Here is a 14,119-nt window from a genome sequence, read left to right as displayed (position 1 = left end):
CTATCCTTGATCCGCCTGCACCAGAATCTCGATCCGGCGGTTGGTCGCGTTGAACGGTTCAGACGGCAGCTTCAGCCGACGGTCGGCGAAGCCGGAGACCTGGGAGATACGTTTCTCGTCGAGCCCTCCGCGCAAAAGCATGTAATAGGCGCTCTGGGCGCGGTCCATCGAAAGCCGCCAGTTCTCGTTCTGCGCGCCCTTATACTGGCGACCGTCCGTGTGGCCGCGGATGGCAACCGCACCACCCCTCTCCTTCAGGATCGCGCCGATCTTTTCCATGGCGAGCACCATTTCCTGGCGCGGAACCGCAGAACCGATATTGAACATCGAATCGTCGGTCTGGTCGGAGATGCTGACCAGCAATCCGCCTTCGGACGCCGTCACGGTCAGGCCTTCGGCGAGCTTGCCGGCAACGCCGCCGATCTGCTGGGCGATCTGCGCCTGCAGCTGCTCGGCTTCCTTTTGCTGCTTCTGCTCGGCCTCGGCGGCACTCTTGTCCGCATCCTTCTGATGATCGGCGTCCTTCTGAGCTTCGGCCTTCTTGTCTTCGGGCGACTTGCCACCCGGCGTCTTGCCGTCCTTGGCCTCGGCCGCGCCCTTGGTTTCCTTCGTTTCCTTGGTCTCCTGGGCGGCCTTCTGATCGGTGGTCAGCGGTATCGGCTTGGCGTCCTCAAGCTTGGCGATCTCGGTCGTCTCGCTTTCGACCGCCTGCTCGTCGTTCTTGCCGGGCGGCAACGGCTTGCCGGCCGTCGTGACCTCGACCTGCTTCGTCCAGAAATCCGGATCGAAGGGATCACGATAGGCCTCGCCGCCATCGGCGCCGGTGGCCGGGCCGGAATCGGCGGCACCGCCATCACCCTTGGCGCTGACATTGGCCTGCTGACCGACTTCCTGGGCGATCTCGGCGAGAACCGAATAAGGGTTTTCGAAGAAATCGGCCTCGGAATAATTGGTTTGGTCACCGGAGGTCGATGTCTGGTCGTCACCATCCGCCGCGGCCTTGCCGTCGTTCGGATCTTCTTCCTTCTGTTTCGACTTCTCCTGCTTCTCCTCGCCCTCGGCGTTGTCGACGGGCTTCTTCAGGCCCTTCTCAGTCGGCTTTTCGTCGGAAAGTTTGATCGGATTGAAATAGGTCGCGACCGAGGCCTTGGTCTCCTCGTTCGCGGCATTGACCAGCCACATGACCAGGAAGAATGCCATCATCGCCGTCATGAAGTCGGCATAGGCAATTTTCCACGCACCGCCATGGGCGCCATCGTGATCACCGCCGCCATGTCTCTTGACGATGATGATCTCGTTCTTGCCGTGGTGGTGGTTTTCGCCTTCGCTCATTCCAGAACTTTCTTCAAGCTGGCCGCCCAGGCGGACATACGGGTGACGATGACGGAATCACCGATTTCTATGGCAAGATCGATATCGTCGGTCTCAAAGTGGCGAACCCCGCCTGCATGTTCGCCGAGCTCAGCCTTCAATATATCGAAAAGCCGGGTCGGGCCCCTGACCACGATCGCTCCGGCCGCGCCTTCGAGGATCGTATCACGCAGCAGGGCGGCGAGGCTTTCGACAGCCTTGGCCGCGAGCGCTTCCGTCATCACAGGCGCGATGACTTGGGCAGCGCCGGCGCTGACCAGCTGAGCGATCTCTTCTGCAATATCGCGGATGCGGGATGCGATGACCGCCGCAGCCTCGATTTCGTAACGCAGCTTCAGCTCCTCGAGTTCACGCGCATGGACCTCCGCCAACGTCCGCGCCTCGCGTTCGTATTTCTCGGTCAATTCCACGGTCGCTGCGGCATAACCTTCCGCATAGGCTTCGCGGCGCTCCGCCTCGACGTCGATCGCCGGTTCGCTCGGCATTTCGGGGAAATCGTCGCCGCCGAAATCGTTCATGTCGAGGATCGGCGCTGACGATTCCGGTTCACCGAAATCCTTCAAATACCGGGAAAGCGTAATGCTCATAAAAAACCATCCAGCATTCGGGAGGCATGCGGCATGCCCGCCCCCGCTCAAAGTGACCTTGGCGCCGGCATCCCCTTCGAAACGGGCAAGGGGCTGACCTTGGACCGGCACGGATTCGGACGATGCCTTCATGCCGGAAACTAGGCAGTCAAACTTGCGCGAGGATGAATGGCGCCGCCGCCACCCGTGATCGCACCCACCCCTATTCCAGCAGGATCAGGATCTTGCTTGCGGCCGTGTTGAGGATCGAGATCGCTTCGACCGCCATCTGCTTCTGGGTTTCAATCGCCTTCTGCCGGATAGAAGCCTCGTCCATGTCGGTATCGACGAGTGCGCCGACACTCTTGTCGATCGAATCGGACAGATCGGCGGTGTAGTCTATCTGATCGTCGATACGTGCCTTCATCACGCCTATTGAAGCCGCCGTCGTCGTCAGCGAGGCGAGCAGCGAATCGGTCACATCAAGCATGTCAGTAAGTTGCGCATCCGTCGTGTTCTTGCCGATCGCAATTTCCGTACCTGTCGCCGGCGTGGTCGAGTTGGCGTTCAAAAGGTAGTAGTTGCGTGACGTCGCACCGCTGTTGTTGATCGCGTTGGCATCGACCGACTTGGTCAATAGGCCGCCGCTTGCATTGTTCTTGTCGATGAGAATTGTCTGCGAGGATGGGAAATCGATGGTCTGGGCCTGATATTCGCCGGTCGGAGCGCGCACGAAGCCAGAGATGACCTGCCATGTCGGCGGCGGAGCGGTGTCGCCGTTCAGCAACCAGTTTTCACCCGCAAACGATGTCGATTCCACGATCGTCTGCAACTGCTCCTTGTATTCGCTGATCTCCGCGTTGATCTTTTCCTTGTCGGCGCCGGGCTCTCTTGCCGAAACCAGCTTGGCGCGAATCTGGCTTAAGAGATCGATCGAGGAGGTCATCGCCGTGTAAGTCGCATCGACCTTGGCAGCGCCGAGACCGAGCGCATCTCCGATCGTCCCGAGATTGGTGCTGTCCGAGCGCATGACGGTCGCGACCGACCAGTAGGACGCATCGTCGGCGGCCGTCTCGATGCGATATCCCGAGGACACTTGCTGTTGGGTCTGGCTGGCTTCTTTGTTGATGCTGCGCAGCACCGCAAGCGCATTCACCGCGGACGCGCTGGTAATCTTAACGGTCATCGACAGGGTCTCGGAATAAGGTGAAAGGGCAGGCCGGATTGCCGGCGGCGACTGAGGTGGCATCATGCCTCCGGCAGGGTTTCCGCCGGTGTGTCGCAAAAGCAAATCAACTCAAGGCGAAGGTAACTCGATATCAACCTGTTCGGCAAGAGCGCAGCGCAACGCGTGGCGCGCCGATCGCCATATCGATCAAGCCTTTGATATAAAAGAAAGAACCGCGCCGTTTCGGGCGCGGTCCGGGAAGTTTTTCGCTTGCCGCCAGACGATGGCGCAAGATTCGGTCCAGCTTCAGCGCCCGACTTAGCTGCGGAACAGCGTGAGGATGTTTTGCGCGCTGGAGTTGGCAATCGACAGCGACTGGATGGCCAGCTGCTGCTGCGTTTGCAACGCCGTCAGCTTGCTCGATTCTTCTTCCATGTCGGCATCGATCAGGCGGCCGACGCCTGAATCGATCGAGTCGCTGAGCGCGCCGACGAAGTTTTCCTGCAACTCGATGCGAGTGGAAATTGAGCCGAGCTGCGATGCAGCCTTGGTCATGGCTTCCAGGCCGGCCTCGATTGACGTCAGAGCCATGGAGATCTCAGCCGAGCCGAAAGTGCTGATGTCCATCGAGTAGACCGAGCCGATCGTACCGTATGACGTGCCTATGATGCCCGAACTCGTCTCGATCACGCCGGCCGAGGTCATGCCGAAGAGGACGTTGCCCGTCGAGCTCGTGTCCAGGACATAGTCCGTTGTCTTGACCGAGACATTGCCGTTGCCGTCGCGGACGAAGGTGGAAACGACGCTTTTGGTGCCGTCGACGCCGGCAACCCAGTTTTCACCGGAGAAGGAAGCCGACTGTGCGATGCTCAGGAGCTGCTGCTGCAGCTGGCTGATCTCCTCCTGGACCTTGGTCTTGTCGACTCCGTTTTCGGTCGCGGCGACGATTTTCGCCTTGATTTCGCTGATAACATCGATGGCGCTGTCCATGGCGGAGTAAGCGGTGTCGACCTTGGCGGCGCCGAGACCGAGAGCGTCAGAAACAGCCCCGAGAGCCTTGTTGTCCGAACGCATGGTCGTTGCAATCGACCAGTAGGCGGCGTTATCGGCTGCCTTTTCGACGCGGTAACCCGACGATACGTGGTTCTGCGTAGTCTCAAGGCTGTCGTTGATTCCGCGAAGTGTCTGAAGAGCGGCCATCGCCGCGACGTTCGTCAAAATGCTGGTCATAAAATGATTGCCCCTTGTTGGCAGATGGAAAAAAGGGACATTCCGGAAAGCTACCGGGAACGGAAAGCAGCCTCATGCCTGTTAACCGGTTCTTAAACTTGGTTAACTCTCCGTCTCGTTGACCGCAGAAGACAGCATTATAGTTAATCATTGGTTAATAGAAATTAAAAAGCCGCGCTCCATCGAAGCGCGGCTCTATTCCTGGATGCCCGCCGGGGACCGGCGGGCCGATGTTTCGGCGGGCTATTAGCCGCGGAACAGCGTGAGGATGTTCTGCGAAGAAGAGTTCGCGATCGACAGCGACTGGATCGCCAGCTGCTGCTGGGTCTGCAAGGCGCTGAGCTTGGAGGATTCCTCTTCCATGTTGGCGTCAACGAGGCGGCCGACACCGGAGTCGATCGAGTCGCTGAGCGCGTTGACGAAGTCTTCCTGCAGGCCGATGCGGGTGGAGATCGAGCCGAGAGCAGCGCCGGCGCTGGTCATAGCCTTCAGAGCCGATTCAACGTTGGTCAAAGCCGTCTGGATCTGGCCGAGCGTGAAGCTGGTGATGCTCATTGCAAAGACCGAGCCGACCGTACCCGTCGAAGTACCGAGGATACCCGTAGAGGTTTCAACCGAGCCGCCGCTCATGCCGAACAGAACGTTACCCATAGAGCCGTTCGAGAGAACGTAGTCGGTCGTCTTGACCGAAACGGCATTCGAGGCGTCGCGGACGAAGGTGGAAACGACGCTCTTGGTGCCGGAAGCGCCGGCAACCCAGTTTTCGCCGGAGAAGGAAGCCGACTGAGCAATGCTCAGGAGCTGCTGCTGCAATTGGCTGATTTCTTCCTGGACCTTGGCCTTGTCGACGCCGTTTTCAGTGGCGGCAACCAGCTTGGCCTTAATGTTACCGACGACGTCGATGGCGCTATCCATGGCGGAGTAAGCGGTGTCGACCTTAGCCGCACCGAGGCCGAGCGCGTCTGATACAGCCGAGAGAGCCTTGTTGTCCGAACGCATGGTCGTTGCGATCGACCAGTAGGCGGCGTTGTCGGAAGCCTTGCCGACGCGATAGCCGGACGAAACGTGAGCCTGGGTTTCCTGGAGACCCTGGTTGATGCCGCGGAGAGTCTGGAGAGCTGCCATTGCAGCGTTATTGGTGTTGATGCTCGTCATAGTTTGCGTGCCCCTTGTTGGCAGATTTTAAGAAGGGACATTCCGGATTTTGGGCCGGCCCACAGCGATCAGCATCATGCCTGTTAACCATTCCTGTTAGGGTTAACTCGCCGTTTCGATGGGCCTAGATGACAGCAAGATGGTTAAGGAAAGCTAAATTCAAATTGGAAATAGGCTAAAAATATCTGAGACTTAGGAGGATTTTGATTAACCTTATATTAAAACATTTCGCGGCCGGGGATGACCCGGCCGCGAAGCTTGGAAGTGTTGTGGGCTGGTCCTAGCGGAACAGCGACAGAATGTTCTGCGAAGAGGAGTTCGCAATCGACAGCGACTGGATCGCCAGCTGCTGCTGGGTCTGCAGGGCGCTGAGCTTGGATGATTCCTCTTCCATGTTGGCGTCAACGAGGCGGCCGACACCGGAGTCGATCGAGTCGCTGAGCGCGTTGACGAAGTCGTCCTGGCTGTCGATGCGCTTGGAGAGCGAGCCGAGAGCAGCGCCGGCGCTGGTCATGGCCTTCAGAGCCGATTCAACGTTGGTCAAAGCCGTCTGGATCTGGCCGGCAGTGAAGGTGGTGATGCTCATCGAGTAGATCGAGCCGACCGTACCCGTCGAGGTACCAAGGATACCCGTAGAGGTTTCAACCGAACCGCCGCTCATGCCGAACAGGACGTTGCCCAGCGAGCCGCTCGAGAGAACATAATCGGTCGTCTTGATCGAAACGGCGTTGGAGCCGTCGCGGACGAAGGAGGAAACAACGCTCTTGGTGCCGGCTGCGCCAGCAACCCAGTTTTCGCCGTTGAAGGAAGCCGATTGAGCGATGCTCAGGAGCTGCTGCTGCAGCTGACCGATTTCTTCCTGAACCTTGGCCTTGTCAACGCCGCTTTCAGTTGCAGCAACCAGCTTGGCCTTGATATCGCCGACGACGTCGATGGCGCTGTCCATTGCGGTGTAGGCGGTATCGACCTTGGCAGCGCCTACGCCGAGAGCGTCGGAAACAGCCGAGAGAGCCTTGTTGTCCGAACGCATGGTCGTTGCGATCGACCAGTAAGCGGCGTTGTCGGAAGCCTTTTCGACGCGATAGCCCGACGAAACGTGGTTCTGCGTCTGGTTGAGGCCCTGGTTGACGGCACGCAGCGTCTGGAGAGCGGCCATTGCGGAAGAATTGGTGTTAATGCTTGTCATAAGTCTGTCCCCTGGAAAACAAGATACAAAAAGGAGGACATACCGGACTATAGTACCGGCGATGACGGACCAGCTTCATGCTACTCGGCGCCTTTTTGTTTGGCCCAAACCCGTCATGTCCAGAGCAATTTCGCAGCCAATGCTTGCCAACTTCTTAAAAATACAGACCCTGGGCCGGCTCCTTGCAGGGCATAGTTAATGCCTTCTCACAAGGCTTAGTTAATGCCTGCTGAAGATAATTTTTGGCATCCGAAAGGTGCGCTTTCCTGGGACAGTCGAAGGCTTTCCGGACAAAGCAGGCGCTCATCGCGCCACCGGTTTCAAGCAAGCTTCGAATGCCAGTGTGGCGGATGCCGGGATAGCATCATCGGACCGACCCCGTTTTTGGGAGGACGACCCATGCGCGCTTCGGCGATCGACAGCCATGCCAGAACATTTCCTTCACGGAGTTGAGTTTTGAACAGCAAAGTTTCGTTCTCTGCGGCATCCAAGGATTACCAGATGGGCCGCTACACACAGTCCTTGGCGACGCTCAACCAGTTGATGGATATCCAGCAGGACGCCAAGACCTATGCGCTGCTGGCCAAAAACCTCGTGCAGCTCGGTTTCAAGGCCGATGCTGCGAAAGCCTATGGCCTGGCCGGCAGCTGCGAAGGACCGAACGCCTACGAATACCAGAAACAGGCTGCCAAGCTGCACTACGAGACCGGCAGCGAGGACGACGCCCTGCTGATCGCCATGCGGAACCTCAGCAAGGCGCAGGAAGACCCGGAACTCGCCTTCATCATCACGGCGATCTATCTGAAGCGACAGCAGCGGGATATCATTCGCCCGTTCAAGACGGTGCTGTCGGAGAGCCAAAATCCCGATCATATGCGCTTGGCAGCCCTGCTGCTGAGCGACGATCTGCACGACGCAACCAACCAGGCCCTGGCGCGCAACCTCTTCAAACGTTTTCCCGGCAATCTCGCATTCCGCTTCCTTCATCTTGTTTTCGCCCGCGAATTCAACGAGTTCGAAGAGGCAAGCAGACATCAGGCAGTGATCGACGCCACCCTTGCAAAGGGCGATGTCGAGATCCTACGTAAGGACAACCCGTTCTATCATCTGCACTGGTGCGGCAACGAGGATTTCAACCGGTATGCGACGATCGGCACCACGGCCCTCAACCCGGAACGGGTGACCTTCCGCCGCAGCCAGCCGCACACATGGTCGGACAAGATCCGGATCGGCTACATGTCATCGGACTTCTGGGATCGCCACGCGACGATGAAGCTCTTGCAGCGCATCCTGGAACTACACGACAAGAACCGTTTCGAGATCACCCTTTTCTGCCACACAGGCCCGGAGTTCCTGAAGCACAACGATACCGACCGCAGCCGCTGGGGCAGGATCATCGACGTTCACGGCTTCTCCGACCAGGCAGTGCTGGAGGCGGTGCGACAGCATAATATCGACATCATGGTTGACCTGAAGGGTCATACGTCGGGCAGCCGTGCAACGGCCTTTAACTTGCCGCTGGCACCGGTGCATGTCGGCTGGCTCGGTTTTCCCGGGAGCACCGTCAATATCGATCTCGACTACGTCATCGGCGACCATGCGGTGCTGCCTGATGTGGCAAAGCCCTTCTATCACGAGAAGTTCTGCCGCCTGCCGGAAAGCTACCAGCCGAACGACCCGATGCATCGTCCGAAGCCGCGTGCTGTTACACGCGAGCAGCTCGGCCTGCCTGATGACGCCTTCATCTTCGCGTCCTTCAACGGCAACCGCAAGATCACGCCGGAGACGATCGACAGCTGGTGCCGCATTCTCAAGCGTGCGCCGAACAGCGTCCTCTGGCTGATGGCGAATACACCGCGCAACCAGGCAAACCTCTTGAAGCAGTTCCAGACGGCGGGCATTTCGCCCAAGCGCATCATCTTCTGCCCGCGCGCCCCTTATGAAGAACATATAGACCGTCAGCAGGCAGCCGACCTCGGCATCGACACCTTCCCGGTCAATGGCCACACGACCACCTCGGAGCAGCTCTGGGGCGGCCTGCCGGTCCTGACCGTCAAGGGCACCAACTTCGCGTCACGCGTCAGCGAGAGCCTGCTCAGGGCCATCGACCTGCCCGATCTCGTTGCGCCCGACCTGCAGGCCTATGAGGATATGGCTGTCGAATTGGCTGAGAACCCCGGGCGGATCGCCGAATACAAAGCGCATCTCAAGGAGAAGCGTTATATCGCGCCGCTCTTCGATGCCGAACGGTTCCGCGACCATCTGGAGCAAGCCTATGAAATCATGGCCGAGCGCGCCAAGCAGGGTCTTGCACCCGATCATATGGACATTCCGGCGCTGCCACCGCGCACGGCGCCGTTCGCGGCCGAGTGAGGCTTTTCGACCACTGCAGCGCCGCGCGTCTTTCAGAGGCGTAAACGACGCTTGGCACCTTGAATTGCTGCATAATGAAAAAACCCGCCGGAGCAATCCGACGGGTTTTCTCATTGGCGAATATCCAAACGGCGGCAGCCGTTCAGCTGAACGAGCGCACCAAGCTGCCGACGAGCAGGTTCCAGCCGTCGATCAGCACGAAGAAGAGAATCTTGAAAGGCAGCGAGATCGAGGTCGGCGGCAGCATCATCATACCCATCGCCATGGTGATGGTCGCGACGATGAGGTCGATGACGAGGAACGGCAGCACGACGAGGAAGCCGATCTCGAAGCCGCGGCGAATCTCGGAAATCATGAAGGCCGGGATCAGCACGCGGTAGTCGATCGGATCGGTCGTCTGGATATTCTGTCCGCGTTCGCGCGCCAGATCGACGAAGAGCGCCAGATCCTTGTCGCGGGTATTGGCCGCCATGAAGGTGCGGAAGGGTTCGCCGATACGCTGGACCGCCTCGGTCTCGTTGATCTGATTGGCAAGCAGCGGCTGCACGCCGTTCTGCCAGGCCTGATCGAAGGTCGGCGACATGACGTAGAAGGTCATGAACAGCGACAGCGACAGGAGGATCATGTTGGAGGGCGTCGAGGAGAGGCCCATCCCTGAACGCAGGATCGAAAAAGCGATGATGAAGCGCGGAAAGCTCGTCACCATGATCAGGATACCCGGCGCGACCGAAAGAATGGTCAGCAGGCCGAATGTGCGGATGATCCAGGCGGCGACGGAGCCATCGACCGGTATATTCAACAAGTCAGTCGGCAGCTGCTGTGCCACCGCCAGTTCCGGTACCGCCATCATGGCGGCAAGGAAAACTATGAGACGAATCATTCGATGACAAATGTCCTGAACATGACCTTCGATACCCGCCCTTGCGAGCGAAGGTCAACACGTTCCTGAATGTCATCCTTGAGATATTGAAAGCCCCGCGGCCCCTCGATCTGCTGGAGGGAAACGGTCCTGATATAAGCGAGGATATCCTGGTGAATATCCTCGGAAACCTTGACATCCGGCGGCCCGTTGAAGAGCAGCGCGACTTCGAGTCGCACCCAGTTTTCTGAGGGGTAGGCGAGGTTCGAGGTGATCGGCTCTAGCTGGACGACGTTGTTGGCCTCGGTCGAAATGCGTGCCAGGCCTTCCTCGGCCTTCTTCTTCGCCTCCGCATCCTTGGCCTGCTCGACCTCCTTGGCCCCCTTGATGTTGGGCGCGACGATCGTACCGACCGCCCAGCCGCCGCCGGCGCCGAGCAGGGTCAGCACGGCGATGCCGATGATCGTCATCAGCGCGCCGGATTTCTTCTTCGGTTGACCTGTGCTTGCGTCTGGCTCTGCCATCGTCGTTCAGCCTCAAAGCGGCGAGAAAAGGTCGACGGCCTGCTGGCCGCGCGGAGGCTGCTGCACTTCCATCAGACGGCCGCGGCCACCGTAGGAGATGCGGGCTTCGGCGATCTTGTCGTAGGAGATCTGGTTGTCGGCATTGACGTCCTGCGGGCGAACGATACCGGCGACATTCAGGATGCGCAGCTCCTGGTTCAGGCGGACTTCCTGCGAGCCCGAGATGACGAGGTTGCCGTTTTCGAGAATGCCGGTGACGACGGCGGCGACCAGAAGGGTGAGCTTGTCGGTGCGCTCGATCTTGCCCTTGCCGTCGGTGCTGGTGTCGGAGCCATAAGTCAGGTCGGTCTTCGACTCGGGCGTCCAGCCGAAGATCTGGGCGTTGACGTCCCAATTCATGCCGCTCGAATTCGTGCGGCTGCGGTTGGTCTCGTTGTCGAAGGAGGCCTTGTCGTTGATCTGGATGTCGACGGTCAGGATGTCGCCGACGTTGAGCGCGCGCGCATCCTTGAAGAGGGCGGCCTGAGAATCGCTCCACAGCGAATAGCCCTGCGCTACAGCACGCGGCTGCTTCGGATAAAGCGCCATCTGTGGTGTCTGGCCGTAGGCGAGGCCGCTGCCGATCGGGCTCATGGCAGGCGCACGACCGATCTCGCTGACCGCCGTCGGAGACTGGCAACCTGCAAGGAGTGCGAGGGCGGCGATCGCGGCCGGGAAACGCATATTCATGAAGGATCCTTCGACGTATTGGGATCGGACGCACTGGCGATGACGCTGGCGATGACCGCGGCTTTCTCGGGGTCCATCTCGTTGAGGATGAGGCTCGACTGACGCGGGCCGAGCCGCATGATCACGGCGGAGGCCACCTCGATCTTCATGTCCTGCAACTGAAGCGCAGCCGCATCCGGCTTCATCTTCCTGTAGATTTCGGTGAGGCCGGCTTCCGCCTGCTTCAGGAAATCGTCGCGCCGCTTCAGCCAGTCCTGGTATTCGGCCTTCCGCTTGTCCATTTCCGCCATGCGGGCGTCGATGTCGGCGCGAAGCTTTTCCAGTTCCTGCTTCTGCAGAAGGTAACGCTGGTCGCGGGCGGGCTCGGCGATGTTGGTGCAGAACTGCTTGATCTCGTCCTGGGAGGTGATGTCGCCTGCCGGCGCATGTTCCTGCGCGAAGGCGCTGGGGATCGACAGAAGGACGAGGCCTGCGGCCGGCAACGCCAGCCGGCGCAGCAATTGCAGAACCGTCATGTCAGGGTTGATGGTATCAATCATTGCAGCACAAGCTCCGCCTGCAGGGCGCCTGCCGACTTGATGCCCTGGAGAATGGCGATGATGCCATCCGGTTTCACGCCGATATTGTTGAGGCCGGCGACGAGGGTCCTGAGGTCGGGACCGTCGATGATGGCGACGCGCCCGCCGGTCTGCTCGGCCGCGATATCGGTCTGCGGCTGGACGGCCGTCCGGCCGCGCGAGAAGGGTTCGGGCTGGATGATCTGCGGCGTCTCGGTGACCTGGACAGTCAAGGTGCCGTAGCTGACGGCGACCGGCGAGACCCGGACGTCCGAGCCGATGACGATCGTTCCGGTACGCTCGTTGATGACAACCTTGGCCGGCGTGTCGGTTTCGACGATGAGATTTTCGACGTCGGCCATCAGCCGGGTGAGATCGGCCGCGCGCGGCTTCTGGATCACGACTTCCTGCGAATCCTTGGCCTCGGCGACCGGGCCGCCGAAACGGGCCGAAGCATAACCGTTGACGATGTCGGCGATGCGGATTGCCGTCGAGAAGTCTGGGTTGCGCAGCTGCAGGACGAGATTGACCGAGTCCTTGAAGCGGGACGGCAGTTCACGTTCGATGATCGCGCCGCCGGGCACGCGGCCTGCGGTGGTGACGCCTTCGGTCACGGTCGCCGCCTGGCCCTGCGCCTGAAAACCGGAGACGATGACGGCGCCCTGTGCGACGGCATAGATCTGGCCGTCGGCGCCGGAAAGCGAGGTCATGACGAGCGTGCCGCCGCGCAGCGACGTCGCGTCGCCGAGCGAGCTCACCGTAACGTCGATACGACTGCCGGGACTTGCGAAGGGCGGCAGGTTGGCGGTGACCATCACCGCCGCGGTATTCTTGGCGTTGGACTGGCCGCCCTGCGTCGAGATGCCGAGATTTTGTAGCATTGCCCGCATCGACTGCTCGGTGAAGGGCGAGGCACGGAAACCGTCGCCGGTGCCCTGCAGGCCGACGATGAGGCCATAACCGATCAACTGGTTATCGCGCCCGGCCTGAAGGGAGGCAATATCCTTGATGCGGGAGGTCAGCGCCCAGGCGGGCGCGACATCGGCCAAATTCATGGCGAGAACCGCGACAAGGGTGACGAAACGGAAGAACAATTTCATTTTGCCCTCACATGGACCGTGCCGTCAGCAAGCACCGTGCCGCTGACGATGACGCCGGAGTCCATATTGCGCGCGCGAACGACCTGCCCGATCGTGCCGTCTTCGAGCGGCGTGCCGGCGGCGGAGATCGTCATCGCGCCGAGCGATAAGACCAGGCGGATCGAAGAGCCGCGCGTCACCGTATAGGCTTCGCGCAGGCCCGAAACCGAAATCGTGCGGCCCGGCAACAGCGTGCGCTTGGAAACCATGCCTTCGACCTGGGAAATGGATTTGGCATAATCGCCGGCGAGGTTGGGGTTGGTGACCTCTACCTCCTGAAGCTGGCTCGACGACAATGTGTCGCCGGGGTAGATGATCGTCGTCGGGACGACGGCATAACCCATGCTGGCATCCACGTCCGCGGGCAGGAAAATGCCCGCGACTGCGATCGTGGCTGCCGCCACCCATCCTGAGATGTGTCCTGCCCGGCAAAACATCATGTTTCGGCCCTTCCCTTTACTTCAGGTTCTTGCTGACGATGGAGGCCATTTCATCAGCGGTGGTGATCACCTTGGAATTCATTTCGTAGGCGCGCTGGGCCGAGATCAGCTCGGTGATTTCCTTCACCGGGTCGACGTTCGAAGATTCCAGGTAACCCTGCTTCATGTAGGCGAAACCTTCCTCGTCAGGATTGCCGATGACGGCTTCGCCGGAGGCCGGCGTTTCCTGGAAGAGATTGTCGCCGAGCGGCTGGAGACCCGCCTCGTTGACGAAATCGGCAAGGGTCAACTGGCCGAGCTCGGTCGCCTCCGTCGCTCCCGGCAGCTTGGCCGAGACCTGGCCGGAACGGCTGATCGTCAGTTCGGTCGAGCCCGTCGGAATGGTGATGCCGGGAAGGACCTCGTAGCCGTCGATGGTGACGAGTTGGCCCTGGTCGTTCTTGTTGAAGGCGCCGGCGCGGCTGTAAAGCGTCGTACCGTCGGTCGACTGGATCTGGAAGAAGCCCTTGCCGATCAGCGCTACGTCGAGATCGTTGCCGGTCTGGGTCAGTTCGCCCTGGAGATGCAGGTTGCGGACCGCCGAGGTCTGGACGCCGAGGCCGATATTGGCACCTTCCGGAACGACGGCCTGGTTGGCGCGGTTGGCGACACCCTTGGCACGTTCGGTCTGGTAGAGAAGATCCGAGAATTCGGCGCGGGCGCGCTTGAAACCGGTCGTATTGATATTCGCGATGTTGTTCGCGATGACTTCCAGATTGGTCTGCTGGGCATCCATGCCCGTTGCTGCGATGGCGAGCGCTCTCATGTGTTCGTCCTCAAATC

Annotated in this window: 14 protein-coding genes; 1 reads left to right on the top strand and 13 read right to left on the bottom strand. The window is 60.0% G+C overall.

Annotated features, from left to right (window positions below):
- From BS630_RS12165 to BS630_RS12140, 6 genes are all read right to left on the bottom strand, one after another.
- The gene (locus BS630_RS12165; protein ID WP_077977623.1) at positions 1 to 1,332 is read right to left on the bottom strand and encodes a MotB family protein; all 1,332 of its coding nucleotides are present in this window, start codon (positions 1,330 to 1,332) and stop codon (positions 1 to 3) included.
- Positions 1,329 to 1,958 (bottom strand): hypothetical protein, encoded by a 630-nt coding sequence (locus BS630_RS12160; protein ID WP_077977621.1) that lies wholly within the window; start codon positions 1,956 to 1,958, stop codon positions 1,329 to 1,331. Before BS630_RS12160 ends, BS630_RS12165 begins: the two co-directional genes overlap by 4 nt.
- Positions 1,959 to 2,160: 202 nt before the next feature.
- Positions 2,161 to 3,123 carry a flagellin N-terminal helical domain-containing protein gene (locus BS630_RS12155; protein ID WP_077977730.1) on the bottom strand — a complete coding sequence of 321 codons (963 nt, stop codon included), beginning with the start codon at positions 3,121 to 3,123 and terminating at the stop codon, positions 2,161 to 2,163.
- 300 nt (positions 3,124 to 3,423) lie between these two features.
- A complete protein-coding gene (locus BS630_RS12150) occupies positions 3,424 to 4,335 on the bottom strand; it encodes a flagellin N-terminal helical domain-containing protein (protein ID WP_077977618.1) in 912 nt (303 codons plus the stop codon).
- 246 nt (positions 4,336 to 4,581) lie between these two features.
- Positions 4,582 to 5,490 (bottom strand): flagellin N-terminal helical domain-containing protein, encoded by a 909-nt coding sequence (locus BS630_RS12145; protein ID WP_077977616.1) that lies wholly within the window; start codon positions 5,488 to 5,490, stop codon positions 4,582 to 4,584.
- Positions 5,491 to 5,770: 280 nt separating this feature from the next.
- Positions 5,771 to 6,676 (bottom strand): flagellin N-terminal helical domain-containing protein, encoded by a 906-nt coding sequence (locus tag BS630_RS12140; RefSeq protein WP_077977613.1) that lies wholly within the window; start codon positions 6,674 to 6,676, stop codon positions 5,771 to 5,773.
- 456 nt (positions 6,677 to 7,132) lie between these two features.
- Here BS630_RS12140 and BS630_RS12135 point away from each other — a divergent pair, with 456 nt between their 5' ends.
- A complete protein-coding gene (locus BS630_RS12135; protein WP_077977610.1) occupies positions 7,133 to 9,049 on the top strand; it encodes an O-linked N-acetylglucosamine transferase, SPINDLY family protein in 1,917 nt (638 codons plus the stop codon).
- A gap of 142 nt (positions 9,050 to 9,191) precedes the next feature.
- On the opposite strand, the gene fliP is transcribed toward BS630_RS12135, so the two are convergent.
- Genes fliP through flgG form a run of 7 tightly spaced genes read right to left on the bottom strand, consistent with a single transcriptional unit; the run spans position 9,192 to position 14,102 of the window.
- The gene (fliP, locus tag BS630_RS12130) at positions 9,192 to 9,929 is read right to left on the bottom strand and encodes a flagellar type III secretion system pore protein FliP (RefSeq protein ID WP_020048481.1); all 738 of its coding nucleotides are present in this window, start codon (positions 9,927 to 9,929) and stop codon (positions 9,192 to 9,194) included.
- Complete coding sequence (locus tag BS630_RS12125; RefSeq protein WP_077977608.1) at positions 9,926 to 10,432, bottom strand: flagellar basal body-associated FliL family protein; 507 nt, start codon at positions 10,430 to 10,432, stop codon at positions 9,926 to 9,928. Before BS630_RS12125 ends, fliP begins: the two co-directional genes overlap by 4 nt.
- Positions 10,433 to 10,444: 12 nt before the next feature.
- Positions 10,445 to 11,161 (bottom strand): flagellar basal body L-ring protein FlgH, encoded by a 717-nt coding sequence (gene flgH / locus BS630_RS12120; protein WP_011650477.1) that lies wholly within the window; start codon positions 11,159 to 11,161, stop codon positions 10,445 to 10,447.
- Positions 11,158 to 11,700, bottom strand: coding sequence for a MotE family protein (locus BS630_RS12115; protein ID WP_077977605.1), 543 nt, complete (start codon positions 11,698 to 11,700; stop codon positions 11,158 to 11,160). Before BS630_RS12115 ends, flgH begins: the two co-directional genes overlap by 4 nt.
- Positions 11,697 to 12,818 (bottom strand): flagellar basal body P-ring protein FlgI, encoded by a 1,122-nt coding sequence (locus BS630_RS12110; protein WP_077977603.1) that lies wholly within the window; start codon positions 12,816 to 12,818, stop codon positions 11,697 to 11,699. The genes BS630_RS12115 and BS630_RS12110 overlap by 4 nt, the downstream gene beginning before the upstream one ends.
- Positions 12,815 to 13,297 (bottom strand): flagellar basal body P-ring formation chaperone FlgA, encoded by a 483-nt coding sequence (gene flgA, locus BS630_RS12105; RefSeq protein WP_077977601.1) that lies wholly within the window; start codon positions 13,295 to 13,297, stop codon positions 12,815 to 12,817. Before flgA ends, BS630_RS12110 begins: the two co-directional genes overlap by 4 nt.
- 16 nt (positions 13,298 to 13,313) lie before the next feature.
- Positions 13,314 to 14,102, bottom strand: a complete 789-nt coding sequence (gene flgG, locus BS630_RS12100; RefSeq protein ID WP_003545534.1) for a flagellar basal-body rod protein FlgG — start codon at positions 14,100 to 14,102, stop codon at positions 13,314 to 13,316.
- Positions 14,103 to 14,119: the final 17 nt, after the last annotated feature.

Source organism: Rhizobium laguerreae (assembly GCF_002008165.1).
GTDB lineage: Bacteria > Pseudomonadota > Alphaproteobacteria > Rhizobiales > Rhizobiaceae > Rhizobium > Rhizobium laguerreae.
The sequence above is the reverse complement of the archived record's forward strand: the minus strand, read 5'-3'. Positions and strand labels throughout refer to the sequence as shown.

Coding starts and splice junctions, on each gene's coding strand:
- BS630_RS12165 (WP_077977623.1), bottom strand. CDS start 1,332: ATGAGCGAAGGCGAAAACCACCACCACGGCAAGAACGAGATCATCATC.
- BS630_RS12160 (WP_077977621.1), bottom strand. CDS start 1,958: ATGAGCATTACGCTTTCCCGGTATTTGAAGGATTTCGGTGAACCGGAA.
- BS630_RS12155 (WP_077977730.1), bottom strand. CDS start 3,123: ATGACCGTTAAGATTACCAGCGCGTCCGCGGTGAATGCGCTTGCGGTG.
- BS630_RS12150 (WP_077977618.1), bottom strand. CDS start 4,335: ATGACCAGCATTTTGACGAACGTCGCGGCGATGGCCGCTCTTCAGACA.
- BS630_RS12145 (WP_077977616.1), bottom strand. CDS start 5,490: ATGACGAGCATCAACACCAATAACGCTGCAATGGCAGCTCTCCAGACT.
- BS630_RS12140 (WP_077977613.1), bottom strand. CDS start 6,676: ATGACAAGCATTAACACCAATTCTTCCGCAATGGCCGCTCTCCAGACG.
- fliP (WP_020048481.1), bottom strand. CDS start 9,929: ATGATTCGTCTCATAGTTTTCCTTGCCGCCATGATGGCGGTACCGGAA.
- BS630_RS12125 (WP_077977608.1), bottom strand. CDS start 10,432: ATGGCAGAGCCAGACGCAAGCACAGGTCAACCGAAGAAGAAATCCGGC.
- flgH (WP_011650477.1), bottom strand. CDS start 11,161: ATGAATATGCGTTTCCCGGCCGCGATCGCCGCCCTCGCACTCCTTGCA.
- BS630_RS12115 (WP_077977605.1), bottom strand. CDS start 11,700: ATGATTGATACCATCAACCCTGACATGACGGTTCTGCAATTGCTGCGC.
- BS630_RS12110 (WP_077977603.1), bottom strand. CDS start 12,818: ATGAAATTGTTCTTCCGTTTCGTCACCCTTGTCGCGGTTCTCGCCATG.
- flgA (WP_077977601.1), bottom strand. CDS start 13,297: ATGATGTTTTGCCGGGCAGGACACATCTCAGGATGGGTGGCGGCAGCC.
- flgG (WP_003545534.1), bottom strand. CDS start 14,102: ATGAGAGCGCTCGCCATCGCAGCAACGGGCATGGATGCCCAGCAGACC.